Annotated in this window: 18 protein-coding genes and 1 tRNA gene; 7 read left to right on the top strand and 12 right to left on the bottom strand. The window is 62.5% G+C overall.

Annotated elements, in window-relative coordinates:
• Positions 1-86: 86 nt before the first annotated feature.
• Complete coding sequence (locus ACLRDN_RS21845; RefSeq protein ID WP_413457975.1) at positions 87-431, bottom strand: DUF1493 family protein; 345 nt, start codon at positions 429-431, stop codon at positions 87-89.
• A gap of 23 nt (positions 432-454) precedes the next feature.
• A complete protein-coding gene (locus ACLRDN_RS21840) occupies positions 455-1,258 on the bottom strand; it encodes an STM2901 family protein (protein ID WP_413457974.1) in 804 nt (267 codons plus the stop codon).
• Between the two features lie 55 nt (positions 1,259-1,313).
• Between ACLRDN_RS21840 and ACLRDN_RS21835 the strand changes: the two genes are divergently transcribed.
• Positions 1,314-1,844, top strand: a complete 531-nt coding sequence (locus tag ACLRDN_RS21835) for a type I restriction endonuclease subunit R, EcoR124 family (protein ID WP_413457973.1) — start codon at positions 1,314-1,316, stop codon at positions 1,842-1,844.
• A 367-nt stretch (positions 1,845-2,211) separates the two neighbouring features.
• Here ACLRDN_RS21835 and ACLRDN_RS21830 read toward each other — a convergent pair.
• Positions 2,212-2,287 (bottom strand) — tRNA-Phe (locus ACLRDN_RS21830).
• Between the two features lie 85 nt (positions 2,288-2,372).
• On the opposite strand from ACLRDN_RS21830, the gene ACLRDN_RS21825 reads away from it, so the two are divergent.
• Together ACLRDN_RS21825 and ACLRDN_RS21820 are read left to right on the top strand one after the other, a co-directional pair.
• Positions 2,373-3,605: a UbiH/UbiF family hydroxylase gene (locus ACLRDN_RS21825; protein ID WP_413457972.1), complete on the top strand. Its 1,233-nt coding sequence runs from the start codon at positions 2,373-2,375 to the stop codon at positions 3,603-3,605.
• Between the two features lie 182 nt (positions 3,606-3,787).
• Entirely contained in the window at positions 3,788-4,555 is a 768-nt protein-coding gene (locus ACLRDN_RS21820; protein ID WP_413457971.1) for a DsbC family protein, read from the top strand.
• Positions 4,556-4,629: 74 nt separating this feature from the next.
• Here the strand turns inward: ACLRDN_RS21820 and pth are convergent, their stop codons facing one another.
• Positions 4,630-5,208, bottom strand: coding sequence for an aminoacyl-tRNA hydrolase (pth, locus tag ACLRDN_RS21815; RefSeq protein WP_413457970.1), 579 nt, complete (start codon positions 5,206-5,208; stop codon positions 4,630-4,632).
• 242 nt (positions 5,209-5,450) lie between these two features.
• Here pth and ACLRDN_RS21810 point away from each other — a divergent pair, with 242 nt between their 5' ends.
• The 3 genes from ACLRDN_RS21810 to ACLRDN_RS21800 all read left to right on the top strand — a co-directional run bounded on the left by ACLRDN_RS21810 (position 5,451) and on the right by ACLRDN_RS21800 (position 9,082).
• A complete protein-coding gene (locus ACLRDN_RS21810) occupies positions 5,451-7,802 on the top strand; it encodes a Tex family protein (RefSeq protein ID WP_413457969.1) in 2,352 nt (783 codons plus the stop codon).
• 443 nt (positions 7,803-8,245) lie between these two features.
• Positions 8,246-8,602 (top strand): hypothetical protein, encoded by a 357-nt coding sequence (locus ACLRDN_RS21805; RefSeq protein ID WP_413457968.1) that lies wholly within the window; start codon positions 8,246-8,248, stop codon positions 8,600-8,602.
• Positions 8,603-8,638: 36 nt separating this feature from the next.
• Positions 8,639-9,082 (top strand): hypothetical protein, encoded by a 444-nt coding sequence (locus ACLRDN_RS21800; RefSeq protein ID WP_413457967.1) that lies wholly within the window; start codon positions 8,639-8,641, stop codon positions 9,080-9,082.
• A 66-nt stretch (positions 9,083-9,148) separates the two neighbouring features.
• Here the strand turns inward: ACLRDN_RS21800 and ACLRDN_RS21795 are convergent, their stop codons facing one another.
• The 8 genes from ACLRDN_RS21795 to ACLRDN_RS21760 form a co-directional block, all read right to left on the bottom strand.
• Positions 9,149-9,904 (bottom strand): DUF5610 domain-containing protein, encoded by a 756-nt coding sequence (locus ACLRDN_RS21795; RefSeq protein ID WP_413457966.1) that lies wholly within the window; start codon positions 9,902-9,904, stop codon positions 9,149-9,151.
• Between the two features lie 460 nt (positions 9,905-10,364).
• Positions 10,365-11,516, bottom strand: a complete 1,152-nt coding sequence (locus tag ACLRDN_RS21790; RefSeq protein ID WP_413457965.1) for a deoxyguanosinetriphosphate triphosphohydrolase — start codon at positions 11,514-11,516, stop codon at positions 10,365-10,367.
• Between the two features lies 1 nt (position 11,517).
• Entirely contained in the window at positions 11,518-13,317 is a 1,800-nt protein-coding gene (aroKB, locus tag ACLRDN_RS21785) for a bifunctional shikimate kinase/3-dehydroquinate synthase AroKB (protein WP_413457964.1), read from the bottom strand.
• A 199-nt stretch (positions 13,318-13,516) separates the two neighbouring features.
• Positions 13,517-15,556 carry a type IV pilus secretin PilQ gene (gene pilQ / locus ACLRDN_RS21780; RefSeq protein WP_413457963.1) on the bottom strand — a complete coding sequence of 680 codons (2,040 nt, stop codon included), beginning with the start codon at positions 15,554-15,556 and terminating at the stop codon, positions 13,517-13,519.
• On the bottom strand, positions 15,553-16,200 hold the full coding sequence (locus ACLRDN_RS21775) for a hypothetical protein (protein WP_413457962.1): 648 nt from the start codon (positions 16,198-16,200) through the stop codon (positions 15,553-15,555). The genes pilQ and ACLRDN_RS21775 overlap by 4 nt, the downstream gene beginning before the upstream one ends.
• On the bottom strand, positions 16,197-16,784 hold the full coding sequence (gene pilO / locus ACLRDN_RS21770) for a type 4a pilus biogenesis protein PilO (protein WP_413457961.1): 588 nt from the start codon (positions 16,782-16,784) through the stop codon (positions 16,197-16,199). The genes ACLRDN_RS21775 and pilO overlap by 4 nt, the downstream gene beginning before the upstream one ends.
• A complete protein-coding gene (locus ACLRDN_RS21765) occupies positions 16,781-17,359 on the bottom strand; it encodes a pilus assembly protein (RefSeq protein WP_413457960.1) in 579 nt (192 codons plus the stop codon). Before ACLRDN_RS21765 ends, pilO begins: the two co-directional genes overlap by 4 nt.
• A gap of 8 nt (positions 17,360-17,367) precedes the next feature.
• Complete coding sequence (locus tag ACLRDN_RS21760) at positions 17,368-18,162, bottom strand: pilus assembly protein PilM (RefSeq protein ID WP_413457959.1); 795 nt, start codon at positions 18,160-18,162, stop codon at positions 17,368-17,370.
• 338 nt (positions 18,163-18,500) lie between these two features.
• On the opposite strand from ACLRDN_RS21760, the gene ACLRDN_RS21755 reads away from it, so the two are divergent.
• Positions 18,501-20,816, top strand: a complete 2,316-nt coding sequence (locus ACLRDN_RS21755) for a penicillin-binding protein 1A (RefSeq protein WP_413460433.1) — start codon at positions 18,501-18,503, stop codon at positions 20,814-20,816.
• The last annotated feature ends 136 nt before the right edge of the window (positions 20,817-20,952 follow it).

The raw sequence follows: 20,952 nt of genomic DNA, 5'->3' as shown, positions 1-20,952 counted from the left end.
AGGTCGTGATGTTGCGCACGTTGCGATCAGCTCGGTTTTGTTTTTCTGTTTTTGTATTATCAGCTGGCGTGATGGGTCGTGTCGATTCAAGTCTGTGAAAGTGATGACAGTGAATCCAGGCGGGCGCAATCCCATCGGCCATCAAGGGCGGCCTGGTGGAGCATGCCCAGGGTGATTGGCGGCCTGTCGTAGGAAGCCCGCTTTTTCTTCGAGATCAGGAGCAGGAAAATCTCAAGCGGGCTGAAGCCTTCGGGGACAAAATAGTGATCAAAATTGTAGTCCCCGAAGTCGATGGAGAATTCTTCAAAGAAGTGCTCCATGAAATCTTCAGCCTCATCGCCGGTAACATCAAGATCGTCGGCAAGTTGAGTATCGCGGGTCAGTTGCTTTTTAGGACTGGTGGCATTTTCCTTGCGGACCCAAGCTTCCAATCTTTCCCAAGCGATAGCGCGTATCACAAGACCTTGTCTTCCGTTCTGACCCGGCGATTATAGTTCGCAACGGAACGGCTCTTGATCGACGCGACGTTATGGGCCGACACCGCATACCCAACCAGGGGAAGCGCACGACCCACGCATTTGCCGATATTTTTTGTCATCAGCATGTTCAGCGCTTTGATGCTTTTCTCATTGAGCGTGGGAAGAATCTTCCTTTTCAAATCGCAGTCGAGAGACCTGCGGCCCATGATGGACGCCACCGATGCCTGCTTCGTGGCGCCGGAAGGCTTGGTTCTAGCGGGAATCCGATGTCGGCCGGTGAGCGCAGCGGCTGCGGCGCTGACATTGTCTACGCCAAACTCTTTGCACGTTTCATCGATGAAGACGTAGAAGAGCAGCTCGTTAGGGGAAAGTTTGGTATGCAGGCCAAAGCTGTAGGTGTTGTTCATGATTGTTGATTTGCTCGCAGATTTGACCCTCTCCATTTGACCCACCTTCCATTGCCTGCTGAAGGCAGCCACCCGGTCATACGACCCCTCGTATCCCAGCTCTCTTAAGTCCAGGAACATCTGTTTCAGGGTCCTTCTTTGCTTCCGAGATTTGACCGCCTCTGCGCTGAGCCAAGCGGAGAGCCTGGCGGTGAAGTCATCGAGCGAGCTTGGCGAACGCCTTGCTGGATAAGCAGGTTCGCTGACATCGGATCGGATGTAGCGGCGAACTGTGTTGCGGGATATGTCGAGCCTGCGGGCGATTTCCCGAATTGAGATGCGGTCTCTGATGTACCAGCGTCGAATAATTCCAAGTAGGGCCACGTCTATCACTCCGTTCTCCCGCTCGCTGTCATGAGCAGGATTGTGGTCTAAACATGGGTCAACTTTGGATGCAAATTTCCTGGGAAAGTGGGTCAGTTTTCAATGCAAATCAACAGTCGATCTGCTCAAGTCACAGGAAATCAATCTGGACTACATCCTGGAACTGATTTTTGAACATAACAAAAAGACCAAGAGCAAATCCGAGCTGGTAGATGAGGTACGCCGGGTCATTCGCGGCAGCCTCGGCCATCGCGCTAAGGAAGGCTTGCTGGTGGACTTTATCAATCAGACCGATCTGAACAAGATTGGCGACAAGGCCAGTGTGATCGATGCCTTCTTTGTTTTTGCCCAGGCTGAGCAGAAGCGCGAAGCTGATGAACTCATCCGCGAGGAGGGCCTGAACAACGAGGCTGCCCGCCGATACATCACGACCTCGCTGAAGCGTGAATTTGCGAGCGATAGCGGTACTGAGCTCAACACTATCCTTCCCAAAATGAGCCCCCTTAATCCGCAGTATTTGACTAAAAAACAGAGCGTGTTTCAGAAGATTGTTGCGTTTGTGGATAAGTTCAAAGGGGTAGGGGGCACGGTTTGACGGTAGCACTCAGTCTGAGTTTTACAACATTTTCCCGAATTGAGTTTTGAAGGGCGAGTACATTTGGGACGAGGGGTGTTCTCGCTGCGCAGCATATTGAGGGCGCGACATTTAGCCCGAAATACAGTGAGGAGTCTGACTTGACGACTGCGACCTAAATATTAACGGCCGTGCAGTCGGATTGTGATGCAACGGGGAGCTGATGTAGGTAGCTTGGTAGTGCGCTAACCCTGTGGTTGGCGCACCTCCCTTTTTTTTGGGGGCGGGGGAAGTGTTAATCCGGCCACAAAACCGAAAATCGACCGTAAGAAAACAATTGCCGCAGAAACGAAAAACGCCAACCCGAAGGTTGGCGTCTTCTATAACTTGGTGGCCCGGGGCGGAATCGAACCACCGACACAAGGATTTTCAATCCTCTGCTCTACCAACTGAGCTACCAGGCCAAGACGGACAAGTATAGACACTTTAAAAAATTATGCAAGTCCTTTTTGAAAAATAGTTTTCGCCACCCCGTTTATAATCGCCAGCATGACTACCCAAGCACACACCCATACTTCTTCGCCGGCCGCGGCTGGCACTGACATTTGCATCGTCGGCGACGGCGCGGTCGGCAAGACGGCGGCGCTGGGGCTGGCCCAGGCGGGCTTCAAGGTGACCCTGCTGGCTCCACCGCCTGCGACTACCGCGCCCGATCCCGCCAGCTGGGACGTGCGCGTCTACGCCCTCAACCACACCGCGCACCGCCTGCTGTCGTCGGTGCGCGTCTGGGACGCCATGGATGCCGCCCGCATCGCGCCGGTGGACAACATGACCGTGCACGGCGATGGCCTGCCCGAGAAAGCCCGCCCCGGCCTGCTTTCCTTCGATGCCTACGCCGCCCGCACCGATGCCCTGGCCTGGATCGTCGAGGATCGCAACCTCGACCAGGCGCTCGACGCCGCCCTGCGCTTCGCCCCCAACGTGCGCGTGCTGCACGGCCGCGCCACCGCGCTGGCAGTGGCCGGCGAGACCGCCACCCTGACGCTGGACTCCGGCCAGTCGCTGTCGGCCGCGCTGGTGGTCGGTGCCGACGGCGCCAACTCCTGGGTGCGCGGCCAGTGCGACATCGGCCTCGATTACCGCGCCTACGGCCAGAACGCCATCGTCACCAATTTCTCCTGCGAGCAGCCCCATCGCGGCGTGGCCTACCAGTGGTTCAGCCCGACCGAAGGCGTGATCGCCCTGCTGCCGCTGCCGGGCAACCGCGTCTCGCTGGTCTGGTCCGCGCCGCAAGCGCTGGCCGATCAATTGCTGCAGCTGCCCTTGTCGGCCCTGGCCGAGCGCCTGGCCCAGTGGGCCAAGCCAGTGCTGGGTGCGCTCACGCCGCTGCAGCCCGAAGTGGCCAAAGCCTTCCCGCTGCGCCTGATCAAGCCGCACGCGATGATCGCCCCGCGCGTAGCCCTGATCGGCGACGCCGCCCACGTCGTACACCCCATGGCTGGCCACGGCATGAACCTGGGCTTTGGCGATGTGGCCGCGTTGATCGACATCCTGCTCAAGCGTGAACCGCAGTACGACTGCGGCGACGAGCGCGTGCTGCGCCGCTATGCCCGCGCCCGCAAGGAAGAAGTGCTGCTGATGCAGATCGCAACCGACGGCCTGCATCGCCTCTTCTCCACCGAGGCCGAGCCGGTGCGCCTGGTGCGCAACCTCGGCATGAGCCTGGTCAACCATCTGCCCATCCTGAAACGCCGCCTCATTGCCCATGCGCTCGGGCAGTAAGGGACGGTGTTTTCAGGTAAGGTAGGGCCTCTGGCGAAGCGCGGCCGTATCCACGGGTGTCTTCGCCAGCACGACACCTTCCCCAGACATTGTTGAAAGACATGTGCGAACCCAGTCCCGGCGCGGCTTTGCGGCCGACGTTCCGAAGATTGGGCGCGCGTTTGATTTGAATCAGGACGAGTATGAAAAAATTTTTGACCGCAGGTGCGAGCTCCTTGCGCCATCTGAGCATGGCAGCAGTGCTGCTGGCTACCACCGTCGCGGGCGTGAGCGCCCATGCGCAGGCCGAGGCCGCCGACAGCACCGAGGCCACCATCAAGAAGCTCATCGAGCCGCGCCTGGGCAAGGATGCCAAGGTCGATGCCGTCACCAAGACGCCCTATGCCGGCCTCTATGAAATCCAGGTCGATGGCGACGTCATCTACACCGATGCCAAGGCCCAGTATCTCTTCATCGGCCGCGTGGTCGATTCGCAGAGCTATCGCGACTACACCAAGGAAAAGATCGATTCGCTGAACCAGACGCCGTTCTCGGCCCTGCCGCTGGACAAGGCCATCAAGACCGTCAAGGGCAACGGCAAGCGCGTGATCGCCATCTTCGAGGATCCCAACTGCATCTACTGCAAGCGCCTGCACAAGTCCCTGCAGGAAGTGGACAACATCACTTACTACACCTTCCAGTACAACATTCTCTCGCCGGATTCCATCGTGAAGTCGCGCAACATCTGGTGCGCACCCAACCCCAGCAAGGCTTGGAACGAGTGGATGGTCAGCGGCAAGGAAGCACCGGCTGCCGCCGCGTCCTGCAATGCCCCGCATGAAGAGGTGCTGGCCCTGGGCAAGAAGCTCAAGGTCACCGGTACGCCGACCATCTTCTTTGCCGATGGCTCGCGCATTCCTGGCGCGGTCGATGCCAAGGGACTGGAACAGAAGCTGTCCTCGCTGAAGTAAGCGGACAAATAAAAAGGGCGCTCGCATGTCGAGCGCCCTTCGTTCATCTGCCTTGGTTTTTCCCCTGCAGGGGATTACTTCCCGGTATGCAATTCCATCATGGCCTGTTCGAACTTGCCCTGCACCAGCAGGGGGATGACGTTGAGGCTCTTGTCCAGCGCCTCGTTGATCAGCGCCTGCTCTTCCTTGCGCGGCCGGTGCAGCACGAAGTCGGCCACCGGCTGTTGCAGCCCCAGCGTGCGCGGATGGCCGATGCCCAGGCGCAGGCGCCAGTAATCTTGCGTGCCCAGGGCCGCGGTGATGTCCTTCAAACCGTTGTGCCCGCCCGAGGAACCGCCTTTCTTGATCTTGGCCGCGCCCGCCGGCAGGTCCAGTTCGTCATGCACCACCAGCACTTCATCCGGATTGATCTTGTAGAAGCGCGCCAGTGCACCGACCGACTGGCCGGACCGGTTCATGTAGGTCTGCGGTTCCAGCAGCCAGACCTCACTGCCGGCGATGCTGGTCTTGCCCGCCAGCGCGTTGAAACGCTGCTCGCGCGCCAGGCGAACCGGGCCGGCGAGATTGTCGACCAGCCAGAAGCCGGCGTTGTGGCGGGTTTGTTCGTATTCCGGGCCGGGGTTGCCGAGGCCGACGATGAGACGGATGGACATGGTGCTAAAGGACGAGAACGCGCAATGCGAAAGCGCCGATTATCCCGGCTTTGCGGCCGCGCGTCCAATCCGCGTGCAGCCCCGCAGGGGGCGGCGAGGCCCGTGCCAAGGCACTTTGGCGTGCAATCACACAATGTCAAGATTGGCTTGGCTGCCTGAATTGCGTATCATCCAACGCTTGTTTTTCTTCACTGCATAAACGCTTAACCGCTTAATTGCTCAACTGTTGACTGGGTTTCACCATGCTGCCTTCTATCGAACAACGACTCGCCCTCGAACTCGCCGCCAAGCCGGTTCAGGTCGCTGCCGCCATCGCCTTGCTGGACGAAGGTGCCACCGTTCCCTTCATCGCCCGCTACCGCAAGGAAGTCACCGGCGGCCTGGACGATGTCCAACTGCGTCTGCTGGAAGAACGCCTGCGTTACCTGCGCGAGCTGGAAAGCCGCCGCGCCGCGATCATCGCCTCCATCGAAGAGCAGGGCAAGATGACGCCCGTGCTGCTGGACGCCATCACCCACGCGGAAGACAAGACCCGCCTGGAAGACCTCTACCTGCCCTACAAGCCCAAGCGCCGCACCAAGGCCCAGATCGCCGCCGAAGCCGGCCTGACCGAGCTGGCCGATGCGCTCCTGAATGACCCGACCCTGAACCCGGAAGAAGAAGCGGCCAAGTTCCTCAAGCCCGCCTTCACCACCGACAACGGCGACAACCCCGGCGTGCCCGATACCAAGGCCGCCCTGGATGGCGCGCGCCAGATCCTCATGGAGCGTTTCTCGGAAGATGCCGAGCTGCTGCAGAGCCTGCGCGAATACCTCACCGAGCATGGCGTGGTCGAATCCAAGGTGATCGAGGGCAAGCAGGATGCCGGTGAAAAATTCGCCGACTATTTCGATTACTCCGAAACCTATTCCACCATCCCCTCGCATCGCGCGCTGGCACTGTTCCGTGGCCGCCGCGAAGAGATGTTGAACGTCATCCTGCGCCTGGATACCGAAGAAGAGAAGCCGAAGTGGGATGCTCCGCACAACCCCTGCGAAGGTCGCATTGCTTCACGTTTCGGTGTGTCCAACAAGGGCCGTCCGGCCGACAAGTGGCTCTCCGACACGGTGCGCTGGGCCTGGCGCGTAAAAGTCTTCATGCACCTCGAAACCGAGCTGATGACCAACCTGCGCGAGAAGGCCGAGGCCGAAGCCATCAACGTCTTCGCCCGCAACCTGAAGGACCTGCTGCTGGCCGCACCGGCCGGCCCGCGTTCCACCATGGGTCTGGATCCGGGGCTGCGTACCGGCGTGAAGGTCGCCATCGTCGACGCCACCGGCAAGGTCGTGGCCACCGATACCATCTATCCGCACCAGCCGCGCAATGACTGGAATGGTTCGCTGCATACCCTCTCGCAACTGGCCGAGAAGCACAATGTCTCGCTGATCTCGATTGGCAACGGCACCGCCTCGCGTGAGACTGACAAGCTGGCCCAGGATCTCATCAAGCTGCGTCCGGAACTCAAGCTCACCAAGATCGTGGTTTCCGAAGCGGGTGCGTCGGTGTATTCGGCTTCCGAATTCGCCTCCAAGGAATTGCCGGACCTGGACGTGTCGCTGCGTGGCGCGGTCTCGATTGCGCGGCGCCTGCAGGATCCGCTGGCCGAGCTGGTCAAGATCGATCCCAAGTCCATCGGCGTGGGCCAGTACCAGCACGATGTGAGCCAGTCGCAACTGGCGCGCTCGCTGGATGCCGTGGTCGAGGACTGCGTCAACGCGGTGGGGGTCGATGTGAACACGGCTTCCGCACCGCTGCTGGCGCGCGTCTCCGGGCTCAACGCCAGCGTGGCGCAAAGCATCGTGTCCTATCGCGATATGAAGGGCATGTTCAATTCCCGCGCAGCGCTGCGCGAGGTGCCGCGCCTCGGCGACAAGACCTTCGAGCAAGCCGCCGGCTTCCTGCGTGTGATGAATGGCGAGAACCCGCTGGACGCCTCGGCGGTGCACCCGGAATCCTATCCGCTGGTGGAAAAGATCCTGGCCGACATCAAGAAGGATGTGAAGAGCGTGCTGGGCCAGACCTCGCTGCTGAAGGGCCTGTCGCCGGCCAAGTATGCCGATGAGAAGTTTGGCGTTCCTACCGTCACCGACATCCTGAAAGAGCTCGACAAGCCGGGCCGTGACCCGCGTCCCGAGTTCACCACGGCGACCTTCAAGGAAGGCGTGGAAGAGATCAAGGACCTGCGCGTGGACATGATCCTGGAAGGCGTGGTCACCAACGTGGCGGCCTTCGGTGCCTTCGTCGACATCGGCGTGCACCAGGATGGCCTGGTTCACATCTCGGCGCTGTCCAACAGCTACGTGAAGGATCCGCACACCGTGGTCAAGGCCGGTCAGGTGGTCAAGGTGAAGGTGCTGGAAGTGGATGAGAAGCGCAAGCGCATCGCCCTGACCATGCGTTTGAACGACACCGCGCCAGCCCCGGGTGCGCGCAATGAACAGCGCGGCGATCGCAACGATTCGCGCCGTTTGTCGCAACACCAGAACCAGCGCGGCCGTGAGCAGTCACCGGCGAACAATGCGATGGCCGCCGCGTTTGCGAAGTTGCGTGGCTAATGCGCTGGCCTCGTGCGTGCGGGTTGGACATTCGCGCTGGCGGATGTCCAATCGTACTCAAGCCTGATCAAGTCTGATTAAGCGTACCGAAGCGTACTGAAATGTTCAATGATGGCTGTTCCTTGCGGGAGCAGCCATTTTTTTTGACCGTACTCACCGTCCTCATCCCGCACTCACCGCAGTGTGCGCGGCGCTCATGTTCTCCAACTATTTTTAGTTCTGCCCTGTAAAGCGCCACGTTTGCCAGCGCTCGTCCACTCTTTCATTACCATGGCTGCCTTCTTCTGCGGGTCTTTCTCGCAGGCGCACACAAGCTTGGCCGCTCTCATCCGGACCGGGCATCGCGATCATGGAAAGGAATCGAGGATGAATGCATACGCAGGAGAGCGGGAGGGGGCATCGCAGGATGGTGTCAGCGTCCGCGAACATCCCAAGAGCTGATGATGAGCAAGCGCCTCAAACATCCTGAGCTGCTGTTTGCCGCCATCTTGTTCGCGGCTTCCTTGTTGTTCCGGGGGCTGGTGCTCTCCAGTGGCTACACGCTGCTGTTGATCGTTCCGCTCTGGATGCTGATCTGGCATTACGCCTTGCCGACCCGCACGGGATGGATCCTCATCCTCGTCTTCCTGCTGCTGCCTTATTTCCTGGTGCTGCAAAACCTATGGCAGCGAGCGGGTTTGCGCCTTGATCTGGACAGCGTCGGCGTTGCCCAGCGGTTTCTGTCATATGAACTGGGCTGGTCGGCGGCATGGGGGATCTTCACTGCCTATGCGAGTCAGGTCACCCGCGAGGATGCGTGACAGCGAGTCTTTTTTTCATGTAACCAGGAGCATGATTTGGAATCAACACCGGCGTATCAACTCACTCACCCCCGCCTGCTGAAGGCCCTTCTCGCCCTCATCACCTTCGGCACTTTCAATTCCATGGTGCGCCTGATTGCCAGTTCGCGCGGTGTGTCGATAGGTGCCGAACTGCTGGTGCTCGTCGTGACTGCCCTCATCCCGTGGATTCATTATCTGTATCCCAGCGGCATCGGGGCCAAGGTGATGAAGCTGCTCAGCGTGGTCCAAGGCGTGGTCAGTGCGGTCCAGCTCTTTCTTGTCTTCGAGCCGGAATTTCAGTTTTCCACTGGACCGGGAAAATGGCTGCTGTTTTTCGGGGCCGAGATCCTCTCTCTTGTCATTCACGTTCTGATGTACAGGGCCTCCAGTGTCCACGTGGAAGAGAGTGGCTTCCGCGAGACCGTCGAATGGCTCGACGGCATCGCCAAGGACAAATGAAAATCGGCCGCCCGTGGGCGGCCGTTGGCGGCATTGATGACCAGCCTTGTGCTGGCGCGTATCGCATCAAGCGCTGGTACTGATCCGCGTCTGGCTCACCGATACCGAAATGCTCACCGTCGTCTCGCTGGCCGTGATCGTACCGCCCTGGCCATCCGCATTGCCTTCGCTGCCCGATCCATCCTCACCCTCCTGCTTGCCACCCTTGACCTTGTTGATGAAGTCGCCCAGCGCCTTCTGCACCAGGTCATCGGTCTTGTCGATGTTGCTGGCGATATCGCCTTGCAGCACGTTCAGGCTCTCCAGGATACCGCGTGCTTCCTTGAAGCCCTGGTCGACACCCTTGAAGATGAGGTTCATGTAGTCGTCGATGTTGCCGGCGTCATCCTTGTTCGGATTGTTCTTCTTGTAGAGCTCGAACATGTTGGTGATGAAGGAGACGATGCGGCCCGCCGTTGCCTCCGGTGAATTGTCCTGGGTCGATGCGGTCTGGATGGCGTTGTCACCCAGTTGCGGACGCAGGATGTCGTTGATATTTTCGATGGCCGTTTTGTAGACCAGCGAGAGCGGATCGTTCTGGGTCTGCAGCGATACCTCCAGCGAGGATTGCACGATGGAGAGATTGAACTGGGCCTTGGCACCGCTCACGGTGAGCAGGTTGGCTTGCTTGGCCTGGGCGATCTTGTCGCCGCTGCCGCTCTCGCCAGTGGTGGCGGGCAGCTTGTCGTTCTCTGACGCTGCTGCAGAGGTCGACGAAGCGGAAGAAGGGGTGACGGGCAGCAAGGACTTGTTGTCCACGCCGGTGGTGTTGCCGATAGCCATGACGGTCTCCTGAAAAAGAAAGGGGATCCGGGCATCAAGGGGGAGACGGATCCAGGGAAGCGGAACTGCGCACCATGCGCACTCACTCCATTCCTGCATAACGGCCCGTTCGACGCGGACTTGATATTGACAGAAATTTACACCTGTCAGTTTCGATGGCGGTTCGTTGTCATGTCGCCATTGCACTTGTGAAATATCCTGGAAACGCAGTCCCGGAGCGGTTTTGCGGCGAGACTGGGCGTGCCGCAAGAAAGCGTGCTGGCGATGTCGAGGCAAAGAAAAAAATGTAACGGAGTGTGTTCAAGCGCGTGGCAGCAGGATTTCAATTGCATCCTTGCAATGAAATTGCGCTGGCAGCCCGATGCGAACCGTTTAGCGATGAGCTAAGAAAAAACGCAGCGTCTCGAAACGCTGCGTTCAACGCGGGCCTTGCACCCGCATGCCTTCAGGCATCACTCCATCATTCCATCACGAACAATCGCCGATGCTCACGGATGGCATAGCGATCGGTCATGCCGGCGATGTAGTCGGCGACTTTGCGCGCCTGCTTGTCGAGACGCTGGGTTTCATCCGTGATGCCCTTGACCTGATAGTCCGGCGGCAGCAGGCTGGGTTGGCCGATGAAAGCCTGGAACATCTCGGCGATGATGCGTCTTGCCTTGGCCGTCATGCGGTTGACCTGGTAATGCCGGTAGAGCTTCTCGCGCAGGAATTTTTTCAGTACTGCCGCTTCGGCCGCCATGGCGTCAGAGAAGGCGATAAGCTGCGGCGCATTGCGCACATCCTCGATGTCGCGCGGGGCGATCTCGGCGATGCGGTTGCGCGAGGTCTGGTTCAGGTCGACGATGAGCGCATTGATCATGCGGCGCACCGTCTCATGGATGACGCGGCGACCGGTGATGCCGGGATAGGTCTGTTCGACTTCGCGCAGATGGCGCGCGAAGAAATCGACTTCGCTCATCAGCTCCATGGTCAATAGTCCGGAGCGCAGGCCATCGTCGATGTCGTGATTGTTGTAGGCGATCTCATCGGCCAGGTTGGCCAGCTGTGCTTCCAGCGAGGGCTGCTTCTTCTCCAGGAAGCGCACGCCGATCTCGCCCAACTGGCGGGCATTGTGCAGGGAGCAGTGCTTGAGGATGCCTTCGCGCGTTTCGAAGGTGAGATTGAGGCCATCGAAGGCAGCATAGTGCTGCTCCAGCTCATCGACCACGCGCAGGCTCTGCAGGTTGTGCTCGAAGCCGCCGTGATGCTTCATGCAGTGGTTCAGCTCATCCTGTCCGGCATGGCCGAAGGGCGTGTGGCCGAGGTCGTGGGCCAGCGAGATGGCTTCCACCAGGTCTTCGTTCAGTTGCAGGTTGCGCGCGCAGGAGCGGGCGATCTGGGCGACTTCGATGCTGTGGGTCAGGCGGGTGCGGAACAGGTCGCCTTCATGATTGACGAAGACCTGCGTCTTGTATTCGAGACGGCGGAAGGCGGTGGAGTGGACGATGCGGTCACGGTCGCGCTGGAATTCACTGCGCGAGCCCGGTGGCGTTTCACTGAAGCGCCGGCCTCGCGAACTTGCCGGGTGGGCGGCATAGGGGGCGAGATGGTCGGGCGCTTCAGTGTACATGTCATTCTCCGGTGAAGGCCGCCAGGGTTTGCAAGAGCAGTTCCTGCGGCGCGTTGGTAATCAGGGGACTGCCCAGCGGCTTGATCAGGATGAACTTGATCGCGCCGCCTTCGTTCTTCTTGTCCACTTCCATCAGGTCCAGCCAGCGTTCGGTGCCCAGGTTCGGGGCCACCGTGGGCAGGCCGGCAGCGGCGGTCACGGCGCGGATGCGTTCGCGCGTGGCGGCATCGATGTAGCCCAGGCGCTGCGACAGATCGGCCGCCATCACCATGCCGCAACCGACCGCCTCGCCATGCAGCCACTGGCCGTAGCCCAGGCCGTTTTCGATGGCGTGGCCGAAGGTGTGGCCGAAGTTGAGGATGGCGCGCAGGCCGCCTTCGCGTTCGTCCTGGCGCACCACCTCGGCCTTGATCTCGCAGGAGCGCTGGATCGCGTAGGCCAGGGCGGCGTCATCCTTGGAGACCAGGCGCGCCATATTGGTTTCGATCCAGTCGAAGAAGGGCGCATCGATGATGGCGCCATGCTTGATGACTTCGGCAATGCCCGCCGCCAGTTCGCGCGGGGGAAGGGTGTGCAGGGTGGCGGTGTCGGCGATGACGGCTTGCGGCTGGTAGAAGGCGCCGATCATGTTCTTGCCCAGCGGATGGTTGATGCCGGTCTTGCCGCCGACCGAGGAATCCACCTGCGACAGCAAGGTCGTGGGCACTTGCACGAAGGGCACGCCGCGCATGTAGGAGGCGGCCGCGAAACCGGTCAGGTCGCCGATCACGCCGCCGCCCAGGGCGACGAGGGTGGTCTTGCGGTCGCACTTGTCGGCCAGCAGGCGATCGAAGATCTTCATCAGGCTGGCCCAGTTTTTCTCTTCCTCGCCATCGGGCAGCACGATCTCGGTGACCTGCTTGCCGGCCGCGCGCAGCGCTTGCGCCACCTTGTCGAGGTAGAGCGGGCCGACCTTGTCGTTGGTGACGATGGCCACGCGCTTGCCCTTGACGTATTGCGGCAAGAGGCTGGCGTCGTCCAGCAGGCCGCGCCCGATGTGGATGGGATAGCTGCGCTCGCCCAGGTCGACGTTGAGGGTGAGCGAGGCGATGGTGGTAGCGGCGGGTGCGGTGTTCGGGTTCATGCTGCGAAGAGTCGGTTCGGCGCTGGCGGCGCCATGGAAGATCTGGGTGGAATGACTGCGGGAAATCGTGGTGCTGCCATCGGCGCCCTGGGTCAGGACGGCGCTGCGCGTCTCAAATACGACGGTTTCGTCAGGTTCCGGCGCGCTCTGCCAGGCGCCTTCCTTGGGCGAGAGTTCCAGGTGGCTGATGATGGTCTGCACCAGGAATTGCACATTGGGCCGGTTGGTCTCGACCACGAAATCAGCCACTTCGCGATACAGCGGATCACGCTGGCGCGAGAGCTCTTCAAGCTTGCGGCGCGGATCGGCCGTCTGCAGAAGCGGGCGGTTCTTGTCGCGCCCGGTACGTTGCAGGATCTGGTTGATGCTGGCGCGCAGGTAGACGACGGTGCCGCCCTTTTTGAGGTTCTCGCGATTCTCGGCCCGCAGGACAGCGCCGCCGCCGGTGGCCAGCACGATGTCGGGCTGGGCCGCGAGCTCGCGGATGACTTCGGCTTCGCGGCGACGGAAATTTTCCTCGCCCTCGATCTCGAAGATCACCGGGATGGTGGCGCCGGTCCGCGCTTCGATCTCGTGGTCCGAATCGACGAAACGCTTGTTCAGCTTTTTGGCCAGGGCCCGGCCTATGGTGGTCTTGCCGGCTCCCATCAGGCCGACAAGGAAGATGCTTCCCGTCATATCTAAGAATTCTGCGCTTTGCGCTACTGGCCAATGTCATGGCGCCGCACGTCTGCCGGCACGGTCGCCTGCCGCCCGGTGGACGGCTGTGCTGCCCGCTGCTGGCGGGCTCGCGCCCGGCGCCACGGGCCTGGAACAGCGATTTTACCGTTCTTTGCCCCGGCACCGGGGAAAATTCCCGTGGCCGGGGCCTTGCGGCTCAATATGGGCGCGGCGCGGCGACGATGCGCGGGGTCAGGAAGATCAGCAGCTCGGTCTTGTCCCGCACCTTGCTCCGGCTGCGAAAGAGCGCCCCCAGCACCGGGAGCTCGCCCAGCAGCGGCACCCGCGTCTCATGGTCATTGTCGGTCTGGGTATAGATGCCGCCGATGACCACCGTGCCGCCATCCTCGACCTGGACCTTGGTCTTGATGTGCTTGGTGTTGATGGCCAGCCCGCCTGGCGTGACGCTGCCCCGGCTGTCCTTGTTGACGTCCACCTCCAGGATGACGTTGCCGTCCGGGGTGATCTGGGGCGTGACTTCCAGCTTCAGGTTGGCTTTCTTGAAGGCGGTGGCGGTGCTGCCATTGCCGGCAGCTTGCTGGTAGGGAATTTCTTCGCCCTGCTCGATCAGCGCGACCTGCTGGTCGGCCGTGATCAGGCGCGGACTGGAGACGATCTTGCCGTGCCCGTCGGCTTCCAGTGCCGACAACTCGACGTTGAGGAAGCGCTGGGCTGCTGCGTTGAAGAGGGTGAAGGCAAAGCTGCCCGGCGTGGCGCCGCTGAGGCCGTCGGCGCGCAGGTTCAGAGCCGGTTCGCGCAGGGTGAGGTCGGGCGTGGGCGGGGTCTGGCCGCTTTGTTCGCCGATGGCGGCATAGCCGTTGCCGATGGCCGCGCCGCGCGTGGTGGCGGCCAGCCCCAGCTTGACGCCGAGATTGCGCGAAAAGCTGTCATCGGCCTCGACGATGCGGGCTTCGATGAGCACCTGGCGCGAGGCCACGTCGATGCGCTCGATCAGCTTGCGCACATTGGCCAGCACGGCCAGCGTGTCGGTGACCAGCAGCTGGTTGGTGTGGCTGTCGATCATGGCGCTGCCCCGGCGCGAAAGCAGGGCATTGCGCCGGTTGGCCTGGGTGCTCCCGTCTTCGCCGATGCCCAGCGCCTTGCGCAGGGTGTCGGCGCGCTGGTAATTGAGCTGGAAGCTCTCGGCGTGCAGGGGTTCGAGGTCGGCGATCAGGGCCTTCTGCTCCAGCTCCAGGCGCTCGCGCGCCAGCATCTCGTCGCGCGGCGCGATCCACAGGACGTCTCCATGGCGGCGCATTTCCAGGCCTCTGGCCTGCAGGATCAGGTCCAGCACCTGGTCCCAGGGCAGGTCCTTCAGGCGCAGGCTCACCTGGCCCGTGACCGTATCACTGGCCACGATGTTCACGCCGCTGTGCTCGGCCAGCACTTGCAGGGCGGTACGCACCTCGATGTTCTGGAAGTTCAGCGACAGCCGTGGGCCGCCGTAGGTCTTGCCTTCCTGCAATCCGCCGGCGGCCATCCCGGTGGGCGCTGCCGATTTGACCGGCACGACGTCGATCATCAGCCGGCGTTTGCTCTGATAGGCCTGGTAGCGCCACTGGCCCTGCATCTCCAGGACCAGCCGCGCGCCGTCCTGATGGCCATGGGCGCGATATTGCAGGACCGGCGTGCCCATCTGTCCGGTCTCGACCAGCCGTCGCAGGGCCAGCGGTAAGGTCGCACCGGCGATGTCGGCGACCAGGCGGCCGCCCAGCTGGCGTACCTGCACGGTGTGTGCGTGGCTGCCCATGTCCACCGTCAGGTGTGCCTCGCCCTGTGGGCCACGGCGCAAGTCGATCGCTTGCAGCGCAACGGGCTCCGGAGGCGGCTGCAGCGTCAGGTCCACCAGCAGGCGGTCTTCTTCGGCGCGCAGTTGATAGATGGCGGCGTGCTTGAGCAGCACCTGCAGGCGCAGGCGTTCATCATCTTCGGCGACCTGGATGCGCTTGACCGGGCCGCTGCCCTTCAGGGACCGTTCGAGCGTTGCCGCAGCCGTGCTTCGGGGCAGGTCGAGGACCAGTTGCGGCGGCTCGATCAACAGGAAGTTCTGGACCCGTGCAGGGTCCACCGCTGCCTGCAACTGCAGTTCCAGGGTCGTACCGTCTGCACGGGGATGGAGGTGGATGGCCAGCAGGCGGTTTTCCGCCAGGGCAGCGTGGCTCGCCAGCAGGGCCAGCAGGAACAGGATCATCTTCATGGCGACACTCCGGGACGGATCAGGCGGCGACGTGCGTTGCGCTGGGACGTTCGCGCCGGGACCTTGCGCGCAGGGGCGAGGGCCATCGGGCTGGCCGCCGGGAGGGCGGCCATGGAAATGGTCTGTGCGGCAGCGTCTTCCTGGCCGATGTCGAGGGCGTCTTCGCGAACCGCCAGCACACGGCCCAAGCCGCCAGGCAGCGCGTCCCCGGCTTGCAATTGCCGGGTGCTGCCCTCCAGTTCAACGATGGCGATCCACTCCTGGTCACGGCGCAGCGTGCCCAGCAGGCGCGGGACGGGCGTCGGGAGCGGGGCAGTCGGGGCGGCGGCCGGGACCGGACTGTTTTCTTCATCCTCCTCATCTTGCGCGCGAACCCGTGAGGCGGCCGGTCGCGTCGGACTGGCGGGCGCAAGCGCTCCGAGCCGGAAGGGATCGGGCAACTCGCTGTCCTCGCCGGGGAGGCTGTCATCCGTCGCCGTCTCGGCGAGGGCGGCAGCAGGAAGGGGCAGGGTGGAGGCGGGCCGGGCTTGCGCGATCCATATCCGTGTGGCCTGGACTTCATCGGGATGGTTGAGCGCCATCATTGCGCCCATCACCAGGCCTGCCAGCAGGACCGGCAGCGCTGCCAGCCAGAGCGGGCTCATGGCGCGGTCTCCTTCGTCCCGATGCCGGACAAGCTCGCCGTCACCGGCGCGCTCACGGAGGCATTCATCTGCAACTCGCTCTGCCCGTCCTTTTCGACGACATTGACATCGAGCCGCTCGAACATCACCGGCAAAGGCAAGCTGCTGACCAGTTCCACAAAGCGCAGCAGGCCGCTGTGACTGCCACGCAGCACGATGGCCGCAGCTAGCCGGCCGCTCAAGGGTTTGAAGGAGGACAGGGTCAGCCCGCATTCACTGGCGCGGCGGGCCAGCTTGGCTTGCAGCAGTTCCGGCTGCAACTGGTCGGCCGGCCACAACTGGCCCTGCTGCGCGGCCAACTGAACCGCAAGTGTCCGTTGGCGTGATTGCAAGGCGGGCAGTTGCGCCTGCTGCGTCAATGCCGCCTGGTATTGCACGCGCAGGTCCTGCTGCCGCTGGCGCGCGGACCGCCGCACTTCATCCAGTTCGTTCACGGCCAGCAGCAGGCCACTGCCGGCACACACCAGCAGCGCCAGCAAACACAAGGCCAGCCGGGGCAGCAGCGGCCAGTGCGCGGGATGGGTCTGCCAGCGCGACTGGCTCACGGCGCCGCTACCTTGGCTGCGGTTGCGGGGGCGGAGGACGTGCCCGTCTGCAAGGCGGGCAAGGGAATGGCCAGGATGAAGGCATAGGCACCCTCTTCGGCGTGCAGGTCATGCAGGGTGGCCCCCTCCAGACCGGCAGCACCCAGCGCGGCGGTGAAGTCGCGGACTTCCTGGGCGCTGGCCGCCTGGCCGCGCAATTCGCCGCGATCGCCTTGCAGCAGCAGGCGGTGCAGCCGGATCTTGCCTGCGCTCGCCTGCGCCGCCTGGGCGGCAGCCCGCAACAACTGCGCCGACTGCTGGCGGCGTTTGCCCAGCTGCTGGTGTGCCGTGATCTGCTTTTCCAGCGCGGCGATCTGGCTGCGCAACTCGGCGGTTTGCCTGGCCTGAGGGACCAGGGTCTGCAACTCGCCGGTCAACAGCACATTGGCTTTTTCCAGTGAGGCCGTGTGCAAGGAAACGCGCCAGCCGGGGACGGCCACCAGCGCGACGCCCAGCAGCAGGACGAAGACCAGCACCCGATAGAAATTGCGTTCCCGCGTGCGCCGCCGTTGTTCCGGCGACTGGGAGAAATCCATGTCGCATCTCATGCCAGTCCCTCCCACGCCAGGGCCAGTGCCAGATGGTAGTCCGGCGGCATCAGCGCCGCGATTTGCGGCGTCAGCACCAGCGAGGAGGGCGGCGCGGCCACCCGGGCCTCCAGTCCCCCGTACTTGACGAAGGCGCGGGCAATCGTGCCGAGGGCGGGATGGTCGCCAGTCAGGAGCAGGCGACGCGGCAGGGGTTTCAGCAAGGGCGCGGCGTGGGCCAGCAGGGCCAGGTGCCCGCCGCGGGCGCTGACCTCGGGCAAGGCGTGGCTGGGACCCTCCCCATGCAGCAGCCAGCGTGCGCTGCGATCCAGGCGCAGCACGGCGGTCTCGGCGGCAAGCCGGTCCTCGCGCAGCCAGGCGGCCAGGCACAGGTCTTCCGGTGCCAGGGTGACCAGCGGCCGGCCCACCGCCGCAGCCAGCGACAGCCGGTCTTCGATGATGAGCCGGGAGGCGGCCACCGCCAGTACCTGCTGGTCCGAGGGCGAGCCCGGCGGCGGCCCCAGTTCACGGTAGTCCATGGCGTGATCGTCAGCGCCGATGCCGTGGGCCGCCAGTTCGGATTGCACTTGCCGCCAGCGTTGTACCGGGTGGCTGCCGGCCGGCAGCACCAGGCGGCGTCCGGTGAGGCCCTGCACCGGGACCGCCAGCGCCAGGGCGGCACCCTGGCAGCCGGGCTCGTCCAGCAGGGAGCGGCAGATCAGGGTCAGGGCCTCGAAGTCGGTGATCTGTCCGGCCCGGCAGATCACCCCGCCGGTGAGCCGCTGTGTGAGCCTGTCATATGCCGTTCTCATGCCGAGGGAAACCCGGATTTTCCGGCCTGCGCAGCGCGGCGTGAATCGCTGAAACTTGAGGAATGCCCGTCAATTTGCAGCAATTTGCGCCCAATGCCGCACTTCCGCGCTGCCACCCCGGAACCGGCCTCCTGCCCTTTGGTCTATTTGCAACACCCGGCCGCGCGGCGGCTCAGGGCGAGCCGCTATAATGCGGGCTTGTTTCTTCCACTCCGGCTTTGGCCTGCAGCTTCGGCCTGCTTTAACGCTTAATTCGAATGTCTTCATCTTCCAACGGCGGCGATCAACCCAAACCGGCATCGGCGGATGCCCCCGCAGAAAAGGCGCCCCGCAAGCGCATGCACTGGTCGCTGCGCATCCTCCTGGGTTTGTTCGGTACCGTGCTGGGCCTGGTGGTGATGGTGCTGCTGGGCGTGACCTTCATCGTCGCCCTGACCTATCCCAAGCTGCCCGACCTCGATACGCTGACCGACTATCGTCCCAAGATCCCGCTGCGCATCTTCTCCGCCGATGGCGTGCTCATCGGCGAGTTCGGTGAGGAACGCCGCAACCTGGTCCACTTCAAGGACATCCCGGACATCATGAAGAAGGCCGTGCTGGCCATCGAGGATGACCGTTTCTACGAACACGGCGGTGTCGATTACCAGGGTATCGCCCGCGCCACCTTCTCCAACCTCTCCGGCGGCGGCGGCGGTGCCTCCACCATCACGCAGCAGGTGGCGCGCAACTTCTTCCTGACCAGCAACGAGCCGACCTTCCTGCAGAAGGCCACGCGCAAGTTCTTCTACGAGATCCCGCTGGCCTGGAAGATCGAGAACAACCTGACCAAGGACCAGATCCTCGAGGTCTACATGAACCAGATCTATCTGGGCCAGCGCGCCTACGGCTTCGCCTCGGCCGCCCAGATCTATTTCGGCAAGCAACTGAAGGACCTCACCATCGCCGAAGCGGCCATGCTGGCCGGCCTGCCCAAGGCGCCCTCGGCCTACAACCCGGTGGTCAATCCCAAGCGCGCGCATGCGCGCCAGCAGTACATCCTCTTGCGCATGCGCCAGCTGGGCTACATCACCGATGCCCAGTACCAGGATGCCAAGGATGAGGAATTGCGGGTCAAGGGCGACAGCTCGGCCTTCGGCATGCACGCCGAATACGTGGCCGAAATGGCGCGCCAGCTGGTCTATGCGCAGTACAAGGACGAGACCTACACGCGCGGCCTGAATGTCTTCACCACCATCACCAAGGCCGACCAGGACGCCGCCTACATCGCCCTGCGCCGCGGCATCATCGACTATGAGCGCCGCCATGGCTATCGCGGTCCGGAAGGCTACATGGACCTGCCCGAGAAGGCCACCAAGGACGCCGTCGAAGATGCGGTCGAAGTGGAACTGGCTGATCACCCCGACAGCGACGACATGGTCGCCGCCGTGGTGCTGGAGGCCAAGCCCAAGGAAATCACGGCCATGCTCTCCACCGGCGAAGAGATCAGCATCTCCGGCGCCGGCCTGGGCTTTGGCGCCAACCTGCTCTCGGACAAGGCCCCGCCGCAGAAGAAGATTCGCCGTGGCGCCATCATCCGCGTCTTCCAGGATGGCAACAGCTGGATCATCACCCAGATGCCGGAGGTGGAATCGGCCTTCGTCTCGGTGAACTCGCACGATGGTGCGATCCGCTCGCTGGTCGGCGGCTTCGACTTCAACCGCAACAAGTTCAACCACGTCACGCAGGCGTGGCGGCAGCCGGGTTCGTCGTTCAAGCCCTTCATCTATTCGTCGTCGCTGGAAAAGGGCTTGTCGCCGGCCACCATCATCAATGATGCGCCGCTGACCTTCACCCAGACCGGCGGCCAGGTGTGGCAGCCGAAGAACTATGGCGGCAAGTTCGAAGGCCCGATCTCGATGCGCCGCGCCTTGCAGAAGTCGATCAACCTGGTCTCCATCCGCATTCTGGAGCGCGTGGGTGTGAAGTATGCCCAGGAATACATCACCCGCTTCGGTTTCGATGCCGACAAGAACCCGCCCTACCTGACCCTGGCGCTGGGCGCGGGCAACGTCACGCCGCTGCAGATGGTGGGCGCGTATTCGGTGTTCGCCAACGGCGGCTACAAGATCAATCCCTACCTGATCACCAAGGTGACCGACAGCAATGGCGAAGTCCTCTCGCAGGCCAAGCCGGCCACGGCCGAGGACGAATCCAACCGCGTCATCGATGCACGCAATGCCTTCATCATGGACAGCATGCTGCGCGACGTGGTGCGCCATGGCACCGCCGTCAAGGCCTTGTCGTTGAAGCGCACCGACCTGGCCGGCAAGACCGGTACCACCAACGATTCCATGGATGCCTGGTTCGCCGGCTATCAACCGGGCCTGACTGCGATTGCCTGGATCGGCTACGACCAGCCCAAGAGCCTGGGCGACCGCGAAACCGGTGGCGGCCTGGCCTTGCCGGTGTGGATCAGCTACATGTCCAAGGCCCTCAAGGATGTGCCCAACGTGGACCGCAAGGTGCCGGATGGCGTGATCGAATCGGGCGGCGAGTACTACTATGCCGAGTTCCCGCCCAGCGCCATGGTGCGTGACCTGGGTATGGGTGATCGCGGTGGACTGACGCCGGAAGAAGAGAAAGCCAAGACGCAGATGAAGAACGAGCTGTTCTGATTTCTGATTTCTGAATTCCGATGAGCCGGTAAAAATATAAACGATTTATATCATTTAAATTATTTTTGCGATTCGTCGCTGCAAATGAAAACCGCCTGTTGCAAGACAGGCGGTTTTTTCATGGGCATCGATATTG

The sequence above is a fragment of the Herbaspirillum huttiense genome (assembly GCF_047300815.1).
GTDB classification, from domain to species: Bacteria; Pseudomonadota; Gammaproteobacteria; order Burkholderiales; family Burkholderiaceae_D; genus Herbaspirillum; species Herbaspirillum huttiense_A.
This window is presented reverse-complemented; position numbering and strand designations above follow the sequence as displayed.